The organism is Phycisphaerae bacterium (genome assembly GCA_018003015.1).
In the GTDB taxonomy this organism is placed as follows: domain Bacteria; phylum Planctomycetota; class Phycisphaerae; order UBA1845; family PWPN01; genus JAGNEZ01.
Genome location: JAGNEZ010000008.1, coordinates 62,789 through 85,284, shown reverse-complemented (window position 1 = coordinate 85,284; position 22,496 = coordinate 62,789). Strand labels below are relative to the sequence as shown.

Genomic DNA, 22,496 nt, shown 5'->3' with positions numbered 1-22,496 from the left:
TGGAGCTCTTCGAGGGCTGCGCCTCCGGCCCGGCCATCCCGCACGACGGCTCGCGGCTGTGCCGGGCGGCCGACTTCGACGGCGACAACGACGTGGACCAGGATGACTTCGGCATCTTCCAGCGCTGTTACAGCGGGGCGGGTAAACCGGCCGATCCGAACTGCGCGAACTAACCCGTGTCCTCCGGCGTCCCCGGCTTGTCCCTCAGAGTCTCGATGTGTAAATCCCGGATGCAGCTTGCGCCATGCTCGTCAACGAGTTCCGGCAATAGCATTCTGCTCGATGGGAGGGTGTCCCTCTCCCCGCCACGGCGGCCAGGCCTCACGTAGAAGGACTGGATGCGCACTGCGATAGTGGCGTCGACCAGGCCATCAGCCCAATCCCCGGCTTCCCCCGAAACCACGCCAGATGCGATCGGCATCGGTAGTCTGCCTGTATGAACGCAAGGTGTCGGTGGGGTCCTGCCAATTTGCCTGTTGGGCCTCCAAGAACCGGTTCGCCAACGCTTTCACCGAGAGTCCTGGAGCGCCGTCTTGGAGGATGGGGGCTCCGAGCCCAAGGGCAAGGCGATGGTACTTCTCCGGGCCAACTCATGGTCGGCAGCCAGGTCAATCCGCTTACCGGCACGGGTCACATAGAGTTGGCCGGTCGGCTTGTGGAGCGACAGGGAATTTGAAGCGGGTCGGCTTCGGGGCATGACACTACCTCCAGAAGTGTAGTGCCACGTTCGTCAGACCTGATGACAGGATGCTGACGGATCGTAAGTGCTTTTCCGTCAGATACTTGGGGAATGGAGCCGATGAGATTCGAACTCACGACCTCTTGCATGCCATGCAAGCGCTCTCCCAACTGAGCTACGGCCCCCAGCCGAGTAACCACATCCGCCGTGTAACTCAACCATCGGACAGCTGCCGACGGCCGGTGCGGCCACCCGCACCAAGATCGGTTATTAAACCCACGATATGCACATGCGTCAAGGGAGTAACCATGATTATTCCGGGTTACGACGTTTTCAGGTTGACACATCATGAGGTCATGACCTATAGTTGTGCTGATATGCTTGGCGCAACCCCCACCCTCGTCCCTATGACCCGATTGGAGCATGCGGCATCCGTGCTCCGCGTACTGGCTCATCCGCACCGGCTCCGAATCTGCGACCTGCTCCTGAACGCACGGCTATCGGTGAAGGAGATCGCCGACCATCTCCAGATCCCCGGCAACGCCGCGAGCCAGCACCTCAATATGATGAAGGCCCACGGGATTCTAGGATGCGAGCGAATGGGAAAGACAGTCTACTATCGCGTGATTGATCCGCGCCCCGGCTGGCTGCTGGCTTGCATGAAGGAGCACCAGGGCCCACCCTTGCCCTCGGCAACACCGGGATCTCAGCAACAAGACGGGAGAAGTCAGACATAAGTTGCGTCCCCGGGGGGGCGGGAACTTGGAGGAGGCTCGTAGTACGGTTGTGAATAAGAGAATCTGTTGGGAGTATCAATCATGGAGAAGCTGACCGCGGTAAACGTGACGAGTTGGGAAGGCCGGATTATCGATGTCCGCGGGTACGATGAGTTCGCGGCGGAGCGGCTTGCGAAGGCGGAGTGCGTTCCCCTGGATCGCATCCTCTCTGCGGCAAACCATTGGGACCCGAGCGAACGACTGCTGCTCATGTGCAAGAGTGGCGTGCGGTCCGGCAAGGCTGCGGAGCAACTGGCCCAGATCGGCTTCAAGAACCTGGTGACGCTCGAAGGCGGCATCGAGGCCTGCAAGGCGGCCGGCATCGAGATCGTCCGCAGCCGTCAGCCGATTCCGATCTTCAGGCAGGTCATGGTTGCGGCGGGCACCATTCTGTTGATCGGGCTGGCCCTGGCCCACTTCAACCTGTGGTTCTTGCTCATCGATGCCTTTGTGGCGCTCGGGCTTGTCGTGGCCGGGCTCACCGGTTTCTGTCCCATGGCCAAGCTGCTTGCGGCGATGCCTTGGAACGTACCGTCCTCCTGTACGTCAAAGTCCTGCTGCTAAGGAGTCGCGGATGTCAGCACCTAGAATCCTGATTGTTGGAGGCGTGGCCGGCGGAGCGAGTGCCGCCACGCGGGCTCGCCGGATGAACGAATCGGCCGAGATTGTGATCTTCGAGAAGGGCGAGTTCGTGTCCTTCGCCAACTGCGGCCTGCCGTACCATATCGGCGAGCAGATCCGCGATCGCTCCAAGCTCCTGGTGGCTACGCCCAAGCACTTCCTCGAGACTTTCCGAATCGACGTCCGGACATGCCACGAGGTCACCCGCATTGATCGGGCCGGGAAACAGATCGAGGTCCTCAACCATCAGACCGGTGAGCGATCGCTCGAACCATACGACCGGCTCATTCTCGCAACGGGCGCTTCGCCGATCCGCCCGCCATGGAACGGCATCGAATGCTCCAACGTGTTTACCCTCCGCGACATGGCGGATACCGATCGGATCAAGGCCTGCGTGGATAAGCGAAAACCCAGGCGGGCCGTGGTCGTGGGGGCCGGCTTCATCGGCCTCGAAATGGTCGAGGCCCTGACAAGCCGCGGACTCGCAGTGAGCCTGGTCGAGCTTCAGCCCCAGCTGTTGCCGAATATGGACCCCGAGATGGCCGCTTTCCTGGAACCTGTACTCCACGATCACAAAGTGGCGATCTGCCTCGGCGCCCAAGTCGAGAGCCTCACCGTCGAGGACGGGCAGGCGAAAGGCGTCCGGCTCACCGGCGGCCAGACGCTGGCCGCCGACCTGATCGTGATTTCCATCGGCGTTCGCCCGAACGCGGAGCTGGCCGCCGCCGCCGGCCTCACCATCGGAGCGAGCGGCGCCGTCGCGGTGAACGAGTCCCTGCAGACCAACGATCCCAGCATCTACGCGGCCGGCGACGTCGCCGAGGTCCTCTACCTGCCCACTGCCAAGTCCACCCGCGTACCCCTCGCGGGACCGGCTAACCGCAACGGGCGACTGGCAGGCCAGCATGCCGCGACCGGTGCCGCACCCGCCGCGACCCCGGTGGCTGGCAGCGCCATCGTGGGCCTGTTCGGGAAGGCGGCGACCATGACCGGCATGAGCCTCAAGGCGGCCCGCAAGGCCGGCTTCGCCTGCTCGGCAGCCTACGCAATCCGCGGCCATCACGCCGGCTACTACCCCGGCGCCGAGCAGATGATCCTCAAACTCGTGTTCGACGCCCGCTCGCGGCGCATCCTCGGCGCTCAGGCAGTCGGCGGCACGGGTGTCGACAAGCGGATCGACGTCATCGCAACCGCCATGCGCTTCAACGCTACAATCGACGACCTGGCAAATGTTGATCTGGCCTACGCCCCTCAGTTCGGAGCCGCCAAGGACCCCGTCCACATCGCCGCATTCGTCGCACAGAACCAGCTCGACGGGCATCTCCAGCAGGTCCTGCCAGGCGATCCGATCGAACCCGGACAACTCGTCGACGTCCGCACCGCGGCCGAGGTGGCCGCAGGCACCCTGCCCGGCGCGGTCAACATCCCCGTTCAACAACTTCGCGAGGGCATGTTCCGCCTGGATAAAAACAAGCCGGTGACGGTGTTCTGCCAGGTGGGACAGCGCGGCTACGTGGCGGCCAGAATCCTCATGCAGAGCGGTTTCAAAGACGTCCGCAACCTCGCCGGCGGTTACACACTCTTCAGAAAGGCCTGGCACAAAGCATAGGACCTGGCTGGCTTCCGGTGGCCGGCAGTCGACGATCGTCAGTCAATAACCGGCCGTCGACAACCATACCGAATCAGCCGTCGAACGCTGCAGCCGTGACCCCGTCGCACACCCTCACCTGCCCCTGCGGAGCCCTCTGCGACTGGGCCGTGACCAACCTGATAGGCGGCGCGTCCCCGCCGCCAGCACTGCCTGCGGACGGTCATGCGAGGCCGCACCCCGGTGGCAGGCCTGCGGGCCCGTCGCCGGGTGCGCACCAGCCCCAGCCTCCTGAAGGCCGTAATCGCAGTCAGACCCGCCTCCAAAGCCCGAAGCCTCTGGCCTTTGCTGCCGGTGCCCGCCAGCCGCCGGCCGCGCCTGGATCGCCGACACGCCGGCCCGCTTCGAGCTGACCGGGATCGGCCTGCGGATCAGCCGCTCGATATCCCTGAGGTACGCCATCTCCTCGTGGTCACAGAACGAAACCGCCAGCCCCATTGCTCCTGCCCGGCCGGTCCGGCCAATCCGATGCACGTACGTCTCCGGGACGTTGGGCACATCATAGTTGATGACGTGCGAGACGGCATCGATGTCCAGGCCGCGAGCCGCTATGTCCGTCGCCACCAGCACCGGCGGCGCCTGCGATTTGAACTGGTTGATCACCCGGGTCCGCGCACCCTGACTCTTGTTGCCGTGGATGGCTTCGGCCCGAATCCCGGCCCGGGTAAGATGCCGGGCCACACGATCGGCACCGTGCTTGGTCCGCGTGAAAACCAGGGCCCGGGTGATCGCGTTGGCGTTGAGATAAGACTCCAGCATCGCCGGCTTGCTCCGCTTGTCCACAAAGTAGACCGCCTGCTCAACCGTCTCGGCGGCCGGTGAAGACACCGCAACCTCCACGTGAATCGGCTGTCGCAGAATGGCGTTCGCCAACGTGCGAATGTCCTCGGGCATGGTCGCAGAGAATAACAGCGTCTGCCGCCGGATCGGCACCTTCGCCAGGATTCTGCGAATGTCGGGAATGAAACCCATGTCCAGCATGTGATCCGCTTCGTCGAGAACCAGTACCTCAACGTGCCTTAAATCAACCACACCTTGCTGCATCAGATCGAGCAGCCGGCCGGGAGTGCCGACTAGAATGTCAATGCCGCCCCGCAAGGCGCGCACCTGCGGGCTCTGATTCACTCCGCCAAAGATGACGGCCGAGCGAACCGCCATGTGCCGACCATAGCTGCGGAAACTGTCACCGATCTGGGCGGCCAGCTCCCGCGTCGGGGCAACCACTAACGCCCGGATCACCCGCCCATGCCGGCCATCACCGGGCCCCAGCCCGCCCAGGCGGTGAAGGATCGGCAGGGCAAAGGCAGCGGTCTTGCCGGTGCCTGTCTGGGCGCAACCCAGAACGTCGCGACCTTCAACGGCCGGCGGAATGGCTTTGACCTGGATCGGAGTGGGGGTGGTGTATCCCTCGGCGCGAACCGCACGAAGGATGGGCTCCGCGAGCCCAAACTGCTCAAATGTCATCAATACTACTCTTCCAAAAACGAGGCGAAAGTGGATGGTGCCGGGGAGTGTGGCGGCCGCATGCTGCGTCCTATCAAGCCATCGAAACCTGGCCCTGATCCAATGGCTTTATCGCCCACTGAATACGAGAAGTGTAGCAGGTTCTCCAGAAGATGTCCAGCACCCCCCCCGGCAACGCCAGAAAACGGGAAACCAGGGAACCGACCGGCCCAGCGGCCCCCACGGACGGAGACTCGGCATCTGCCCGTTCTTCGACCCGCTCCGCTCCTCGCCGTCTACAGGATCTGGCCGTCCCCAGACGCCATCCTCCCCCTGCACCCACCCCCGACCCTGGCACCCGGAAAAGACCCGGGCAATCCCGACTCGCCCGGGCCGTTGAATGTCCACGGTCCGGCTGTGGGCTCTTGGGGTTGACCTGAATCTTGGTGGATTCGACACTGCATTCGAGGACGACCAACGCATAAACGCGGTGACTTGACGCTCCCAGGTCGCCTCCGCCCAGTCCCGCACCGCGAGGGAAAAGAGCACGGGCTACCGAGCATCCTGCGCGTGACCGAGGAGGATTCGGCATGGCAGAGCGTCCGCGCATTCCCGCTCTCTCCATCTCGCCACCCGGGTGCAGACGCCGGTGGAACGTAGCCCTGCTGATCCTGGTTGTCTCCAGCGCGTGGCTCGCCTGGTTCGCCTATCCACGGATTACCCTGCGGCCGACGCCTCGGACCGATTACTGGCTGGCCCAGCTGAGAGCACTGGAACCGCTCGGCCCGCAAGCGATCTCCTCCGACCAGGCGGGAAGGCTCCTCGGGACATGCCCCCGTGCGGTCGTCCCCACGAGTCAGCCAATCCCGGCAGCGGCGATACGCTTCGTCGCCGCCTCGGACCCTTCCAGCCGAATGCTGTCTCCCCAGGAGCGGTCTGATACTTATTACTTCTACGAAATCCTGCGCGGAGACTGGGATGAGTCGCGCAGTGATATCCGGTCCGTCGGTCAACTCTTCTCGTCAGCGGAGTTCAAGAAGAGCCGAGCAGCGCTGAAGCAGGCCGTCGGGCTCGGCTGGGCGGACCAGAGCCTGAATCAGCCGGCCTCGGTCAGGTTTGACTCCTGCGTCCAATACAAGGAGTGGGCCCATTGTCTCCTCGCCCACTCCCGCTGGGCGCACGAACACGAGCACGACAGTGAGGCCATGGTCGAGGATTGGCTGACGGTATTCGGTCTGGCCCTTCAGCTGCGCCGATCACACTCTCCTCTGGCTTACCACAGCGCGTCAGGAATCACACGGGAAGTGGCTGTCGAGATCGGACTGACCGCAGGCGAAGACCCGACTGTCGTGGATAGCGCTGCCCTCATGCGCGACGTCGACGCCATCCTGCTCCCGGCTGCATGGCCCGCCAAAGTCGCGCAGGCAGCGTGGATTCAAACCCGCGATCGCATCGACCGGTACTACGTCCGGGAGGGCGGCGATTGGATCGATGTCAGCGAGTTTGCCACCGGACGAGAGATGGAACTCCATGCCTGGACAGCCAAACCCCGGGCCGGCCAGCGTCATTCGCGGTGGCTGAACCTGGCCTCTCCGCTGTTCCACGACTACCCCACCGCCTGTCGAAACGCCAATCAGCTGGCCGCCACACTGGCGTCCTTGGTAGACCTGAGGGCATGTCACACCCACGACGTCACCAGAAACCGCGGGCTGCGAAGTGACCCAAGTATCCTGGATGGCCAGGTTCGAAACGCTGGGCAGGATGCGGTCTGGACGATGACCACGGTCTACAGCGGCGCAATGGAGCTGGACACCGGACTGACCATGCTGGCACTGGAAAGGTTCAGGCTCGCCAAGGGCCACTATCCCCAGCAACTCGCGGACCTGATACCCCACTACCTGCCTCGCTTGCCGGTTGATTACGCCGATCGCGGTGTGCTGAGATATCGCTTGAGAGGCGAACACTACACCCTCTATAGCATCGGACCGGATGGAATCGACGACGGCGGGCAAACATGGAGGCGTCATTCACGGGACCCTCTGGACGAAAAGGGAGACTTGGTCCTCGGGACGTATTCCCGTGCTGAGAGGTGCCCGCGATGACTCAGGTGAATCCGACCTCGATCGAATGGGTGACGGATCCGGACCACGTGGCCCTGTTCCTGCCTCCGACCGCGCCCAGCCCCGAGCCCGCCCGGCGAGTCCCTTTCTGGAAAGGGCTGCTCTTCCATTGGCTCACGCCCGGACGGCTGGGCCCTCATCTCGTCGTGGATACGTGGACCCGAGCCTTCACAGCCCACGCCCTCTCCGTACTGCTTGGATTGAGCGTCGCTTGGCACTTGGGAACTCGCTCGTCAGCAGGACTGCTCCAGGTCCTCACCTCTCCGCGGGAACTGCGCTTGATCCTGGTCGGCGGGCTCCTGGATCTGGTCACCCAAGGGTCTTCCTTCAGCCTGAACACCGCCAGGGTTATGATCGTCCTCTTCGTGGTGGCGGTCATCGCAGCGGCACCCGCTTGCCTCGCTGCCTTCCTCATCCCTTGGTGTGCGGACGGCGACGACGGCAAGTCGGCGGCCAGGCGCGGTTTCAAGAGCGCCTACTGGGCGACCACGATCCTCATCCCCGCATCGGCGGTCTACTGGACGGCTTGCGGGCTCATGCCTCCGACCTGGCAACCGCTTACGCACGTGTACGGCCAACAGCTGCTAAGTCCGGTTCCGGTGGCCCTCGTGTTGCTGCTCCTCGGTCTGTTCATCCGAACACTGCTCCTTGGGGCGAGGCGGTACGTCGGCCAGCCGACCGGCCCAGGTTTCTCACCCCGCGAGCCATTGTGCGACCACTGCGGGTATCGAATCACCGGTCTGCCACTGACCGGCCTGTGCCCGGAGTGCGGTACCCCCGTCCAGGACTCGCTGCCGGGGGGATGCCGTCGACCGCCACTTGGCCATGAACCCCGGCTCACCGCCCACGGAGTCCTGGAATTGGCCCACACCCAGCCACAGATCCTCCGTGATCCGAGTTTCTTCAATACCCTGGCCGTCTACCAGGGGCAGCGGGCGGCATGGCACTTCTGCTGGGGGACACTCCTGTTGATGACCCTGGTTTCGCTCGCCTCCACCGCTCTGACCCAGACCGTCCTTCCACCGCTGATCGAGATCCGCAGTGATCCCGACGATGCCTGGAGCAGGGGAATGCTGGTCGCGGGCGCGGCCCTGGGCTTGCCATGGCTCCTCCATCTGTTGCTCGTGGTTGCGGCATGCCAATACGCCGAATGCCGGCTGAAGATGACCGACAGTCGAGTCGTGGTAACCGTCTGCTACTATGCTTCACCCTTGCTGTGGCCCCTCCTGTTCGTCGGAATCGCAGCCCTGTCCGCGTTCTCCACTCGACTCGGCCAGAGGCTCGCGGAAGCGGCCACCGTACCACTGCTGGACCATCTGCTGACGCCCGCCGACCTGATCGACGCGGTCCTGTGGTTGGCGGCCCTGGGAGCATCCTACTTCATGCTCGCAAGGCTGCGCCGGGCGCTGCACGCGGTTCGCTACGCGAATGTGTAAGCTCAGACCGGTGAGCGGCAATAGGGGGTAGCCGGGCTGCGCGCCGGGGCCGCCCAGGCCAGCCCCCCGCAGCGGGGCCCGGGCGACGCAGGGCCGGTCACGGCCCCGCGAGTAGAGACACAGGTCCCCGGTTCGGTACAATGTCGGTGACCAGCGGGCAGCAATCCGTCAGTCGGCGTCGGCGGGAGATGCTCAGCAGCCATGAACGAGCACCACCACATCCCCAGGGCCTTCCGTCCTCCTCGTAGGAAACGCAGAGGCTGGCTGGTCCTTCTGGTCGTCATCCTCGCCCTCTATGCCTGGTTCGGGCGGTTCGCCTATCTGCGGATCACACTCCGGCCGACGCCTAGACCGGACTACTGGCAGGCCCAACTGCAGGCCTTGGATCCGCCCGGGCCGGGGGCAATCACTTGGACCCAGGCATACAAGATCCTGGCCAAGCCCCCGCAATTGGCCCCTCCCCCAGCCAGCCAGCCATCCTTCGGACCCGATGCCTCTGCCGCGCTGCCGTCGCCTCGAGTAGTCCGTCAGGTTGTACTGCCTCGGCCATCCGTCGGACCCGATGCCTCTGCCGCGCTGCTCCCGCCCGGAACTGGCTTCCTTGCGGCCAGCCCCAATCCGCCGGAGATGCGTTCCGTCCTTGAAGGCCCGTGGGATCCAACACGCTCGGCAATCAAGGCCGCCGACCAGCTCTTCCAGTCCGCGGCCTTCAACAGCAGCCGCGAGTCCATGCGAAAAGCCCTCCAGGCCGGGTGGTGGGACGACACCGTCGGCATGCTGCCCGGAACCATCCCCAGCTCACTGAGGTCCTACCGCGAGTGGACAACGTGTCTCATGGCCCACGCCCGCTGGGCCCGAGAACACGACCATGATAGCCAGGCCGCGACCGACGACTGGCTCATGACCCTGAGACTCGCCCGACAGGTGCGCAGGTCCCATTGCCTCCTGCCTGAACTCACCGCCACGGCCATCGACGGACTGGTTGCCCGGGAAATGGGCTTGGCCGCCCGGGAAGGGTGCGTTCCCGCCGAGACCGCCACGCTCGCCCGACAGATCGATGCGATTCGCGGAGGCGCAGCCGAATTGTCCAAGATGGTTGATGCCGCTCGCATCGGAGAGCGATGCCAGTTGGAGTACTGCTTCGTGCGGGAGGGGGGTGACTGGGTCGACGTCAGCTCGTTCGCGAATATGGCCCGGATCGGACGGTGGGGGGGTGCCGCCGGTTCAGCGTCCCGATTGTGGAATGTGGCTTCCCCGTTGTTTCACGACTATGAAACGGCTTGCCGTAATGTGGAGCAGTATTGGGCAGTCGCCGCGACAAGGAACAATATGCGCGCGTGGTTCGCAGAGAGAGAAAAAGAGCCCACAGACTCGTTCGAGGGCGTCCTGGACGGCGAGGTCTTCAGGCTCTATGCCCGGAATAGCACCGCGATGCTCCGGTGCTACGCCGGGGCAACACATGTCGAGGCGAGCATGACCATGCTCGGTCTGGCCGCGTATCATCGCAAACACGCCCGCTACCCCGACAGCCTCACCCAGCTGGTACCCGACTTCCTCCCCCGACTGCCCGTCGACTACGCCGACCGTGGCGTCTTGAGGTATCGCCGCGAAGGGAATGACTACATCCTCTACAGCGTCGGCCCCGACGGCGCGGATGACGGGGGAAAGAGCACAAACACCAGCTATCCCGAAGACATCTATAGTAATGTGGATCTTGTCTACAGCAGGGTCGTTCGGGAAAAGGAGACCCCGTAGTGGCTGAAGCTGTCCGCGTATCGATCGCCACTCCGACCCGTACCGAGCACGTGGCTCACCTCTTGCCCGCCACCGCCCCGCGACCGGAACGCGCTCGGCGTATCCCCTTCTGGAAGGGACTGCTCTGCTATTGGCTCATGCCCGGGCGGCTGGGACCGCATCTGGCCGTGGGCACTTGGAAGTCGGCCCTCGCCGCCCATGCCGTCTCCGTCCTCTTCGCCGCCGGCATCGTGGGCTACATCCTGCTCACCAACTACGCCAACTCCATGCGGTCTTCGGGCGGCTTGCACGGGATACGCGTGGCTCTGGCTCGAACCGTCATCGAGCTGGCCGTGGGGACCACCTCCACCAGCTGGAACTGGGTGCCGCCGCTGCTGACCGTGTTGCTCGTGCCGATGGGCGAGCTCGCCCTGGCCGCTATCGCCATCCTGGCCATGCCGTGGTGCGCCGGCGGCGACAGCGCCTTGTCGGCCTTCAAACGCAGCCTTAAAAACGTGTACTGGACCACCACCGCACTCCTGCCCGGAGCAGTCGGATGCCTGGCCGTCCACCTGCTCCAGCCGACAGGTGTGGAGCCGGGCTTGCTCGATGCGGCCGAGATCCTCTGTCTCACCGCCGTCGTCGCTATGATCCTGCTCTTCTCCTTCCTGGTTCTGCGTATGCTCATCGCCGGGGCAAAGCGATACGTGGGCGACCCGGCCGGGCCGGCATTCGCACCGCGCGAGCCGCTCTGCGACCAGTGCGGGTACCGCATCACCGGCTTGCCGTCGGCAGGCAGATGTCCCGAGTGCGGCCTGCTGCTCCAGGATTCACTGCCCGGCGGCCGGCGACAGCCGACGGCTTGGGAACGGCATGAGTTCAGCCCGCGAGGTTTCCTCGAACTCGTCCGATTGCAGGGACACATCATCCGCACCCCGGCCTTCTTCGAACGCCTGCCAGTGCAGGCCGGGCACGCGACCGCTCGACACTTCTGGTGGGGAACCTTCCTGTTGATCGTCCTGGGCTCACTCGTGGCGACCAATCTGATGCAGTGGGTCAACTGGTATGCCATCTCCGCACGAGCCTTCTTCGGCTACGAACGAGGCGAAGGCGTGACGTCCCTGATCATCGCATTCTCCATACCCTTCGGCGCCCAGGCCATGATGCTCTTCGCCGCCTGCCTGTGGGCCCAGTTCCGCTTGGGTATCAGCGACTACCGCGTGTCCGCCACCGTGTGCTACTACGCCTCCCCCTTCATCTGGCCGCTGACCCTCATCATCCTGGTCACCACCTTCGTCTTCATCAGCAACGTGGGCGATGCACTCGACCAGCTTTTCCGGGTGACGCTCCTGGGCGTCCACCTGACCGCCGCCGAACTGTTCGCCTTCCTCATGATACTGCTGGCGGCCGGTTCTTGGTTATACTGGTGGCTGCGGTTGTGCCGGGCCCTGCGTGCGGCTCGCTACGCGAACGTCTGATCCGGAGTACCCCATGGCCAAGGAGACCTACGCCGTTCTGATGCAGAGCTTCCAGAAAAGCTACACCCTCATCAAGGACGAGATCGGAAAGGTCATCATCGGACAGCGGCGGGTCTACGACCAGATCCTGGCAGCCATCCTGGCCCGCGGACACTGCCTCCTCGTCGGCGTGCCCGGCCTCGCTAAGACCCTCATGGTGTCCACCCTCGCCGACATCATGACCCTGACCTTCAAACGCATCCAGTTCACGCCCGACCTCATGCCGTCCGATATCACCGGAACAAACGTGATCGACGAAACACCGGAAGGACGACGCGAATTCCGCTTCGTTCGCGGACCGGTCTTCGCCAATATCGTCCTCGCCGACGAAATCAACCGCACCCCCCCAAAAACGCAGGCCGCCCTCCTCCAGTCCATGCAGGAACGCGAGGTCACCGTCGGCCAGGAAACCTACCGCCTGCCTGACCCGTTCTTCGTCATCGCCACCCAAAACCCCATCGAACAGGAGGGAACCTACCCGCTGCCCGAGGCCCAACTCGACCGCTTCATGTTCAATATCTGGGTCGACTACCCCGGCGAAAAAGAGGAGGAACAGATCCTCAACACCACCACCGGCGGCGGCCGCAAGGAACTCGCCAAAATCCTCAACGCCCGCCAACTGCTCAATATGCAAAAACTCATCGCCAACGTGCCCATCAGCGAATACGTCGTCAACTACGTCTCCCGACTGGTGCGGGCCAGCCGCCCCAAAGACCCCACCGCGCCCGAATTCATCCGCCGAATGGTCGACTGGGGCGCCGGACCACGGGCCGGACAATGCTTGATCTGGGGCGCCAAAGCCATCGCCGCCATGGACGGCCGCTACACCGTCAGCATCGACGATATCCGCGACCTCGCCGTCCCCGTCATGCGCCACCGCCTGGCGTGCAACTTCGCCGCCCAGGCCGAGGGCGTCGACTCGGTCGGAATCATCCGCCAACTCCTCGATGCCGTCCCCGAACCGGTCATTCCTAAGTACGCCGACAGCACGCCCGCACCCGATTTCAGCGACATCGAGATTGAGCAGGAGTAGCAGGCCACCACCCCTTGCCCGCCCCACGCCAAACCCACCCACCACGCCGCCTCCACCGTCGCTCCGCGGGACAGCCGCGGTGTTCTTCCCAAGGCGGCCGGACCAGCCTCCCCAAGGCCCGACCACCTGCAATTGGCTTCGTTTGGCGCTCGGTATTCCGCTCGACGACGAGGCAAAAACCCGCTGGCGGCACCGATAACGCGGGTCCTCCGCCACGCAAATGGGTTCGCTTCGCCAAAACCACCCGACGCTCAGCAAGCCAGCTAACCCAATCCCGGGGTTGTATGTGTCCCAGGACAACCGTAAACTCCACAACATGCCAACCCTGAGGATCAAGCAGCCATCCCGGGCCGAAAACGTGTTTCGGCTCGAGGCCGATGCCGCCCTCTTCGGCAGAACGGAAGAGTGCGACTTGGTCCTCGGCGGCGAGGGCGTCTCCCGCCGCCACGGACGGTTCTTCCGCGACCAGAACGGCCAATGGTGGGTCGAGGACCTCCAGAGCAAGAACGGAATCCTCCTCGAGGGACACCGGATCACCCGCCATCGCCTCGCCGACGGCGATGTCCTCAGCGTCGGAGAAATGACCCTCACCTTCCTCGCGGGAACCTCGATCTGGCGCGGCGAACTCGACGCCGGAGTCACCCTCGCAGACATCACCCGGACCGCCGATACTACCATCGAACGCGCCCCCAACCAGGCGGCAACAGTCGACGCCAGACGCCTGGGGGCCCTCTACAAGATCAGCAAGCGGCTGCTCAACCAGCGAGACGTCGCCGGGTTGATTGATGCGGCTTCTTCAGAGTTGTCTGAGGCTCTAAAAGCTGGTGTCGTGGTCTTCGGCTTGACCTGCGACCCGGAGCACCATCCAGACCAGCTGTTCGTCCGCCCGGCAACCATGCACCGCGTCGGCGTCACCCTCAGCCTCTCCATCCTCCGCAGAACCCTCGACGCCAAACGCTCCATCCTCATCGCCGATACCCATTCCGACGCCAACCTGCTCATGGCCCAGAGCATCGTGTCCGGCAACATCCACTCCGCCCTCTGCGTCCCCCTCATGCGCGACCAGGCCGTCACCGGCTTCATGTACGTGGACAGCCGCAAGGGCGGCTGGCCTTACAAGGAACAGGACCTCGACTTCGCCTCCGCCGTCGGCGCTATGGTCGGAACCGCCGTCGAAAACGCCCGCCTCCACCAGGCCGAACTCGCCCACCAACGCATGGAGGCCGAACTGACCGGCGCCCGCCGCGTCCAGGAGGCCATCATGCCCGCACAATGGCCCGAGGTCGACGGGTGGGAAATCCACGGCCGCCATCAGATGTGCCACGAGGTCGGCGGCGATTACTACGACGCCATCCGCACCGAGGACCAACGACTGTGGCTCGTCGTGGCCGACGTCTCCGGAAAGGGAGCCGCCGCCGCCCTCCTGGCCAGCAGCGCCCACGCAGGTATCCACGCCCTCGTCGATCGGTGCACCACCCCCGCCGAACTCCTCACCCGCCTCAATCACCTCATGCGGCGGCGACCAGTGTCCTCGTCCTTCGTCACCTGCCTCGCGATCATGCTCGAGAACACCAGCCCCACCATCCAGGTCGCGTCAGCCGGACATCCGCCCCCGGCCATCGTCCCCGCTACCGGCCCACCCACCATGATGACCGTCCAGCCCGGATTCATGCTCGGAGCATTCGACGATCCAGAATACGAGAATACCATCCCTCCCCAGATCAGAACCGGCGAATCGTTCGTCATGTACACCGACGGAGTGACCGAGGCCATGGACCCAAACGGCAACCTCTTCGGTGAAACCGGCTTCCTGCCCGCACTCGAACAGGCCAACCAGCGAACCGCCCCCGCACTCGTCAACGCCGCCGTCAGCGGCGTCGAAGCCTTCCGCGGCGGCTGCCGGCAATCGGACGACCTCGTCCTCCTCGCCTGCCGCCGCACCCGCTAGCCCCACCCGGGTCGATCCACGCCCCCATGCGCTTGACACACCGGCCGGGGGGCGACGATCATGCCCCATCGGGCTCCTTCGTTCTCCCCTTCGTGTTCAATGTGCATGGCAGGAGGACGCCGTGATGACACGATTCGGCATCCGCCCAAACGAGTCCAGCGACTCCAAAGGCGCCGAACGATTGGTCGAAGCTTATCAGACAATCGCCGGAGAAATCGGCAAGGTGATCGTCGGCCAGAACGACGTCGTCGAACAGGTGATGATCGCGATCCTGGCACGTGGGCATTGCCTCCTCGAAGGAGTGCCAGGCTTGGCCAAGACACTCATCGTCCGCTGCCTGTCGGCGGCGATGGACCTCTCTTTCCGCCGGATCCAGTTCACCCCCGACCTCATGCCCGCAGATATCACCGGGACCGATATCATCCAGGAAGAACCCGACACCGGCCGGCGCCGGCTGGTCTTCGAGAAGGGACCGGTCTTCGCCCAGATGATCCTGGCAGACGAGATCAACCGGGCTCCGCCGAAGACCCAGGCCGCCTTGCTCGAAGCCATGCAGGAACACTCGGCCACCATCGGCGGGCGAACCTACAGGCTCGATGAGCCCTTCTTCGTGCTGGCCACACAGAACCCCATCGAGCAGGAAGGGACCTACCCCCTGCCCGAAGCCCAGCGAGACCGGTTCCTCTTTCAGGTCAAGGTCGACTACCCCGACCGGGAGCAGGAGCGAGAGATCATCAACCGCACCACCGGCGCGTTCGAGGTCGACCTGAGCCCGGTCGTCGGCGCGGCAGAGATCATCGCCTGCCAGCAGACGGTCCTGAAGGTGCCGGTGCCACCGCACGTGACCGACTTCGTCCTCGACCTTGTCCGGAGAAGCCGGCCGGGGGACGCCAACGCCTTCCCCTTCGCGAGGGAACTGATCGAATGGGGGCCCGGGCCACGTGCCTCCCAGAATCTCATCCTGGCCGCGAAGGTGCGAGCCCTCCTGCAACGCCGCTACCACGCGACCACCGACGACGTCCAGGCCCTGGCCCATCCGATCCTGCGCCACCGCATCGTGCCCACCTTCAACGCCGAGGCCGAGGGAATCACCGTGGATGTGATCGTGGATCGAATGCTGGCGGCCATGCCTCGCCCCAAGGCCCGGGTCCTCTAGCCGAGCCAGCTTCTTTAAGCCGGTGGAACCATGAGCCGTGCGACCGAACTGGTTTCCCCTCACGACCTCCGTCGGATCGCCGATCTCCAATTGCTGGCCCGCATGATCGTCGAGGGCTTCTGCGCCGGCCTGCACAAGTCGCCGCACAAGGGCCTCAGCGTCGAGTTCAAGCAGCACCGGGCCTACGTCCGCGGCGACGACCTGCGCTATCTCGATTGGCGGATCTTCGGCAAGTCCGACCGCTACTTCATCAAGGAGTACGAGGCGGAGACCAATCTCCGGGCCACGCTGATCGTCGACGCGAGCGGCTCCATGGCCTACGGAGGAGAATCCGCCGCGGAGACCGGCGACACCGTGGGCCTCTCCAAGTACGACTACGCCATCCGGCTGGCAGCCTGTCTCACCTACCTGTTGCTTGCCCAACAGGACGCGGTCGGTCTCATGCTCTTCGACACCACGGTCCGCAAGTACGTGCCGCCACGGTCGACGCCGAGGCACATGCAGGTGGTGATCGACGCCCTGAGCGCCCAGCAGCCCGGCGGTGAGACCTCCCTCGCCGACGTGTTCCGCCGCATCTCCGCGAAACTGCATCGCCGCGGCCTGCTCATCGTGCTCTCAGACTGCTTCGACGAGGTCAACGCGTTCCTGCGGGCCATCGCCCAACTCCGTCACGCGGGCCACGAGGTCATCGTGCTGCAGCTGTGGCATCGCGATGAACTCGAGTTCCCGTTCACCAGGTGGACGCGATTCGAGTGCCTGGAGACGGCCGGCCGGAACCACATGGTCGATCCCGCCACCCTGCGGGCCGCATATGTCGAGAAGCTCAAGGAGTACCAGGACACGCTGACCCGCGGCTGCCGGCAGCACGCCATCGATCTGCTGCCAATCGTTACCGACCGACCCTACGCCGAAGCCCTGGCCGAGTACCTGGCCTTCAGGGAGAGGAAAGGATGAGCTTCCTCGTTCCCATCATGGCTCTCGGCATCGCGGCAGCCCTCATCCCGCTGATCATCCATCTGCGCAACCGCAGCCGATACCGGGTCGTGCACTGGGGGGCCATGCACCTCCTCGAATCGGTCGTTCGAACGAATCGCCGGAGAGTGCGGATCGAGCAAGTCCTGTTGCTCATCGTCCGCATGGCGATCCCGGCCGCAATCGCGTTGTTCATGGCCCGGCCGGTGCTCACCGGATGGGAGGCCCTGCCCGGCGACGCCATGCGCTCCATGGTGGTGGTGCTGGACAACAGCTACTCGATGGAGGCTGGCAGCGGAAACCAGTCGAGCCTGGCCAAGGCAAAGCGCACGACGGACGCGATCCTGGCAGGCCTGCCGCGCGGTTCCGACGCCGGAGTCGTACCCTTGGCCGGAGGCGGGCATCCCGTCTTCGCCAAGTCGACCGTGGACCTCGCAGGTCTGCGCAAGCGGTTGGCGGACGCGCCCGAGGGCTTCGCCAGGGCACGGCCTGCCGCCGCAATCGAATCCGCAGTGGGACGGTTCCGCGAGATGGGCCACGCCGACCGCGAGCTGGTGGTGGTCAGTGACTTTCAGCGAGTCAGCTGGGGCGAGGCCGAGACCGCCGAGCTCCGACGCTGCGCCGCGGGTCTCCGGGCCATGCCGGTCAAGCCTCATGTCACCCTCCTGCGCTGCGGCGGCGAACCGGTGGACAACGTCTCGGTCGGCGCCTTGAGCTTCTCGCGTCTGGCGATCGGAGTGGGGCAGAGAACCCGCATGACCGCGACCGTCCGCAACGATGGACGGAGCGCCCGCAGCGGACTGCGCGTTCACCTCAAAGTGGACGGCCGCGAGAGCGAGACCACCGAGATTGCCGTGGGATCGGGTGAACAGGCCCAGGTCATGTTCTCGCAGGTGTTCGAGACGGCCGGATCGCACTACGTCGAAGTCGCGGTCGATCCGGATGCGATCATGGCCGACAACTCGATGCTGGCGTCCCTCCGCGTCTGGAGCCGCATCCCGGTGCTTCTGATCAACGGCGAACCCAGCCCTGAACCCCTCGGCGGCGAGACGGACTACCTCGAAATCGCCCTCCAGCCCTTCGCTGGATCTGGTCGGCTGTCGGACCTGGTTCGTGCCCGGGTTCTGGAACCCGGTCAACTCGATCAGAAGGCACTGGTCGACACGCGCGTCGTGGTGCTGGCGAACGTGGCCACGCTGTCTGCCGAGCAGACGAACCTGCTCGAGGAGTTCGTGCGATCGGGAGGAGGACTCCTGTTCTTCTCCGGCTCGAAGACCGACGTGGGGTGGTTCAATGCCGCCCTGGCAAAGGCCGGCGACGGGCTCATGCCGCTGCGGTTGCGGCCGCCGGCCGGCAGTCAGACCGACCGCGAGATGCAGACCTCCGTTGCCGCGGATCACTTCGAGCACGAGGCGATGGTGCTGTTCAACAACCCTGAGAACGGCACCATCGCGGGGGCGGAGGTCTGGATGTGGTTGCCGCCAGAGGATGCCGGGGCCCTGAAGACCGCGGGTGACGCCATGACCGTACTTGCCCGGCTGGCCAACGGCGATCCTCTGCTGATCGAGCGGCGGCTGGGCGAGGGGCGGGTCATCTTCTGCGCGACGGCCTGCGATGCCGATTGGGGCAACATGCCCATGCGCCCGGCGTACGTCCCACTGATGCAGCAACTGGTCACCTATCTCGCGTCCACCGTCTACCCGCCGACCAACGTCGAGTCGGGCGGCGAGCTGGTCCTCTTCCTGCCACCCGAACGCGAGGGCGCCAGGGCAAAGGTGACCTTGCCGGACGGTGGCAGTCAGAGCATGACCGCCACCGCGCATGGCCCTCGCGCCGTGGTGGCCTTTGGCCCGGCCTGGCACCCCGGGCTCTACGTCTTCTCAGGCGAGGGAATCGCGGCAACGCATTTCGCCGTCAACGCGCCACGCGAAGAGTCAGACCTCCGCATGCTGGATGAGCGTGAACTGGCCGGCGTCGGGACCACGCTCGGCGCGGACGTGGCTGCTACCTTCGAGGAATACGCGACCCTGCAGAGTCATCGCCGGCACGGGCGGGAGGTGTGGCGCTATCTGTTCGTTGCGGTGCTGGCACTCCTGGCGGTGGAGATGCTGCTGGAGCAGTGGTTCGCGAGGAGGGCCACATGAGCCTGCGTCTCGACTTCGCCGGGATTCTGACGGCCTGGCAGGGCGCGGTGCTTGGTCTGGGTGCCGCCCTGCTGGCCTGGCACGGGTATCGCCGCGATGTGCGAACGCAGGCCCGGCGCTGGGCCAGGCTTCTGCTGCCCCTGATCCGCGCATTCGCGGTATTCGCGGTGGTTGTGTGCCTGACCGGCCCGGTACTGACCCATCGCTGGCAGGAGGGCCAACTGGGCCGGGTCCTGGTCTTCGTGGACGGCTCGCAGAGCATGGGGCTCAATGACGAGCACCTCGACACCGGCCGCAAGCTACTGATCGCCGCCTCGCGAGGTGACGCTTCGACGGACAAGATCGATCTCGGTTTGCTGGACTTCGGCCGGCTTCTCAGCGAGGCCTGCCAGATCGCCATGGGTCAGGGCGGGCCGCTCATGGGCCTCAGCCGCGAGGATCGGCTGAAACGGCTGCAGGCTCGGCTCGAGAAGGCCGCCAGGCGGCTCGCCGGGCTGGACATCTCCCGCCTGCCGCCGCTCGATCCGCCGCGGGGAAGCGTGACCGTCGAGTACTTCGAGGGTGTTCCGGGAGCGAAGCTCGACGATCTCACCGGCAGCCCCAAGTTCAAGCAGGCTCCCGATCAGAAGGAGAGCCGCGACCTTTTCGAGAGCCGGCCAAACCGCGGCGACAACTACGGAACCCGGGTCCGAGGTTTCATCTGTCCGCCACTGGCGGGCACGTATACCTTCAGGATCAACAGCGATGACGACTCAATCCTCGCGCTGAGCCCAGATCAGGATCACTCCAAGAAGAAGACCATCGCTCGAATCGACGGCTTTACCCCGTACCATCAATGGGAAGTAATGCCATCCCAGCGATCCGCGCCCGTCCGGCTCGAAGCGGGGCGGAGCTACTACATCGAGGCCCTGCACAAGGAAGGAAGTGGTGAGGACTTCGTCTGCGTCGGCTGGGATCGGCCGGATGGCAAGAAGGAATGGCCTATCCCCGGGCTCTTCCTGTCGAACTGGGAACAGCCCGGCCAGGACGGGGCGTCAACACTCCTCCGCTTGCGGCAGGAGTTCGATCGCGAGATCGTCGAACCGGTGCGCCGCCTGCGGCGCGAGCTGGCAGCGAACGATCGCACCGCCGACCTGTCGAAACTCGCCCAGGTGGCCGACATGCTCGGTCGGTGGGAGGAGCGATTCACCGCCGCCTTCGCCGCCTATGCCGATGGCGTCGTCAAGTCCGGCGATCCGAAGCTGCGTAAGGTGTTGGACGAGGTCTCTGTTCAGACGAGGTGGAAACGGGCCGAATCGCTCCTTCTCGACACGGAGCGAGGACTCGCGGCCCAGCTCAACGGGACTCATCAGGTCGATATCATGACCCTCGCAGGTGCGGAGGCAAGACGAGTATGGGATTCAAACATGCCGGCTCGGATGCCGGATGTGCTTCCGGGTACGCCCGAGTCCCGTGTGACCGACTTGGCTGACGGCATTCGGAGCTCTGTAGGTGAGGGGGCCGATCGAACGGCCGTTGTGCTCCTGTCCGACGGCCGGCACAACGACGGTGGGTCGCCGCTCGAGCTGGCCCGGTTCTTGGGGGCCCGCGGCGTTCCCGTTCACGTGGTCGGCCTGGGAAGTCCTGTCGAGCCGCCCGATCTCGCGTTAGCGGAGGTCCAGGCGCCACAATCGGTCTACGCGGATGATCGCGTGAAGGGTCAGGTCCTTCTGCGGGATGCCATGGCTCCCGGCCGCTCGTTTGTGGTGACCATCTCGGACAAGGGCCGTGAGGTCTGGAAACAGGAACTGCAGACCGACGGCAGCGGCGCACGCCGGATCGATTTCGACTTCGCGGCCAAGGAGGCGATGGCCACCAGGAACGCGGTCGTTCATGCCGACGTGCAGATGCTGTCGGAACCCGTCGGGCTTCAGGTAGCTCTGTCGCCGGTTGACGGGGAATGCCGGCGCGACAACAACTCGTCCGATCTGCGATTCATGGTGACCCGGCAGGGTAGGCGGATACTCCTGCTGGACGGGCGGCCGCGCTGGGAGACGCGGTATATTCGAGACCTGTTCGATCGTGATCGGCAGTGGCGGATCGATCTCCTGATTCAGGATGTCGGGGCCCAGGGAGCCGCGTGGAGCCAAGTTGACGGTCCCGGCCGGTTTCCTCCGGATCGTGAATCGCTGATGGCCTACGGGTTGATCATCCTTGGGGAGCTGCCGCCGGGGGCCCTTCGGGGTGAGGAGCTCGAGTGGATCCGTGACTTTGTTGAGAAGCACGGCGGGGGGCTGGTTCTGATCGACGGACAGCGAGGACACCTGAGGGAATATGAGCGGACGGTGCTTGGGCGGTTGATCCCGGTCGGTCCCGCGGACAGTTTCGGGCGTTCGCTTCCGGACCATCTTGAACTCGCCGCTCCGGGTCGCCTCTCGGCTGCCCTGCGGTTGGAGAACGATTTGGGCATGAACGCCGCGTTGTGGCCCATTCTGCCCGCACCGCATTGGATCGCGCCGGTCCGGGCTCTCGAGGGTACCGAGGTGCTGGCCGAGGCGGTCTGCCGCGATGAGCGTCGTATTCCGTTTCTCGTTCACCGCCAGGTGGGCGCGGGTCACGTGCTCTACTGTGCCTCGGACGAGACTTGGCGATGGCGATATGAGGTGGCGGACCGGTACCAGACGCGATACTGGAACCAGATCGTCAACTGGCTCATGGAGGCTCCGTTCGCCGTCAAGGATCGTTTCCTCGCCCTTGATGCGGGTGGTCCTGCCTACCAGGCCGGTGAGTCCGCACGCATTCGCGTCCAGCTTTCCGACCGGGAGGGCAAGCCCCTGGTCGGCGCTCGGGGCGAAGCGGCCATCTACCGCGGTGGGGTCAAAGTGGCGGCCATGCCCCTGGAACCCGATACCCGCCGGATCGGCCGGTATTGTGCGGCGACTCCCGCCCTGGGCGAAGGCGAATACGAAGTGGGCGTTTCGATCGAGGGTTTCTCCGAATTGGAGACCAAGGCACGAACGACATTCGCCGTCGAGCCCGGCCAGAGTTCTGAGACAGCCCGCCTGAGCAGTGACGAGGAGTTGCTCAAGGCGATGGCGGCCACATCCGGCGGTACTTACCTCCGTGAGGAAGAAGTCGGCCGGTTGGCCGGCTTGCTCAAGCCGCTCAGCGCGGGCCGCACGGTGGTCAGCGAGACCCGGTTGGCCCAGAGCTACTGGTTTTTCGCCCCGATCATCCTGCTCCTGACGCTGGAGTGGGTCGTGCGCAAGCGAATTGGCTTGATCTAGAAG

14 protein-coding genes and 1 tRNA gene are annotated in these 22,496 nt (G+C 64.9%); 13 read left to right on the top strand and 2 right to left on the bottom strand.

From position 1 onward, the window contains the following. Window positions 1–791: 791 nt before the first annotated feature. Window positions 792–864: transfer RNA gene (locus KA354_05635), tRNA-Ala, on the bottom strand. Between the two features lie 123 nt (window positions 865–987). Between KA354_05635 and KA354_05630 the strand changes: the two genes are divergently transcribed. From KA354_05630 to KA354_05620, 3 genes are all read left to right on the top strand, one after another. Further along, window positions 988–1,416 carry a winged helix-turn-helix transcriptional regulator gene (locus KA354_05630; protein MBP7934114.1) on the top strand — a complete coding sequence of 143 codons (429 nt, stop codon included), beginning with the start codon at window positions 988–990 and terminating at the stop codon, window positions 1,414–1,416. Between the two features lie 81 nt (window positions 1,417–1,497). Continuing rightward, window positions 1,498–2,019 carry a rhodanese-like domain-containing protein gene (locus KA354_05625; protein ID MBP7934113.1) on the top strand — a complete coding sequence of 174 codons (522 nt, stop codon included), beginning with the start codon at window positions 1,498–1,500 and terminating at the stop codon, window positions 2,017–2,019. 10 nt (window positions 2,020–2,029) lie between these two features. Further along, on the top strand, window positions 2,030–3,685 hold the full coding sequence (locus KA354_05620) for an FAD-dependent oxidoreductase (protein ID MBP7934112.1): 1,656 nt from the start codon (window positions 2,030–2,032) through the stop codon (window positions 3,683–3,685). Between the two features lie 114 nt (window positions 3,686–3,799). Here KA354_05620 and KA354_05615 read toward each other — a convergent pair whose 3' ends face one another. Next, window positions 3,800–5,188 (bottom strand): DEAD/DEAH box helicase, encoded by a 1,389-nt coding sequence (locus tag KA354_05615; protein ID MBP7934111.1) that lies wholly within the window; start codon window positions 5,186–5,188, stop codon window positions 3,800–3,802. A gap of 569 nt (window positions 5,189–5,757) precedes the next feature. On the opposite strand from KA354_05615, the gene KA354_05610 reads away from it, so the two are divergent. From KA354_05610 to KA354_05565, 10 genes are all read left to right on the top strand, one after another. Continuing rightward, a complete protein-coding gene (locus tag KA354_05610; protein ID MBP7934110.1) occupies window positions 5,758–7,269 on the top strand; it encodes a hypothetical protein in 1,512 nt (503 codons plus the stop codon). Next, window positions 7,266–8,723 carry a hypothetical protein gene (locus KA354_05605; protein ID MBP7934109.1) on the top strand — a complete coding sequence of 486 codons (1,458 nt, stop codon included), beginning with the start codon at window positions 7,266–7,268 and terminating at the stop codon, window positions 8,721–8,723. The genes KA354_05610 and KA354_05605 overlap by 4 nt, the downstream gene beginning before the upstream one ends. A 201-nt stretch (window positions 8,724–8,924) precedes the next feature. Next, window positions 8,925–10,478 carry a hypothetical protein gene (locus KA354_05600; protein ID MBP7934108.1) on the top strand — a complete coding sequence of 518 codons (1,554 nt, stop codon included), beginning with the start codon at window positions 8,925–8,927 and terminating at the stop codon, window positions 10,476–10,478. Beyond that, complete coding sequence (locus tag KA354_05595) at window positions 10,478–11,935, top strand: hypothetical protein (protein MBP7934107.1); 1,458 nt, start codon at window positions 10,478–10,480, stop codon at window positions 11,933–11,935. Before KA354_05600 ends, KA354_05595 begins: the two co-directional genes overlap by 1 nt. A gap of 13 nt (window positions 11,936–11,948) precedes the next feature. Beyond that, window positions 11,949–13,007, top strand: coding sequence for a MoxR family ATPase (locus KA354_05590; protein MBP7934106.1), 1,059 nt, complete (start codon window positions 11,949–11,951; stop codon window positions 13,005–13,007). 316 nt (window positions 13,008–13,323) lie between these two features. Further along, entirely contained in the window at window positions 13,324–14,955 is a 1,632-nt protein-coding gene (locus tag KA354_05585; protein MBP7934105.1) for a SpoIIE family protein phosphatase, read from the top strand. 124 nt (window positions 14,956–15,079) lie between these two features. Beyond that, entirely contained in the window at window positions 15,080–16,111 is a 1,032-nt protein-coding gene (locus KA354_05580; GenBank protein MBP7934104.1) for a MoxR family ATPase, read from the top strand. Window positions 16,112–16,141: 30 nt separating this feature from the next. Next, window positions 16,142–17,065, top strand: a complete 924-nt coding sequence (locus tag KA354_05575) for a DUF58 domain-containing protein (protein ID MBP7934103.1) — start codon at window positions 16,142–16,144, stop codon at window positions 17,063–17,065. Then, on the top strand, window positions 17,062–19,227 hold the full coding sequence (locus KA354_05570; protein ID MBP7934102.1) for a BatA domain-containing protein: 2,166 nt from the start codon (window positions 17,062–17,064) through the stop codon (window positions 19,225–19,227). Before KA354_05575 ends, KA354_05570 begins: the two co-directional genes overlap by 4 nt. Next, the gene (locus KA354_05565; GenBank protein MBP7934101.1) at window positions 19,224–22,493 is read left to right on the top strand and encodes a hypothetical protein; all 3,270 of its coding nucleotides are present in this window, start codon (window positions 19,224–19,226) and stop codon (window positions 22,491–22,493) included. The genes KA354_05570 and KA354_05565 overlap by 4 nt, the downstream gene beginning before the upstream one ends. The last annotated feature ends 3 nt before the right edge of the window (window positions 22,494–22,496 follow it).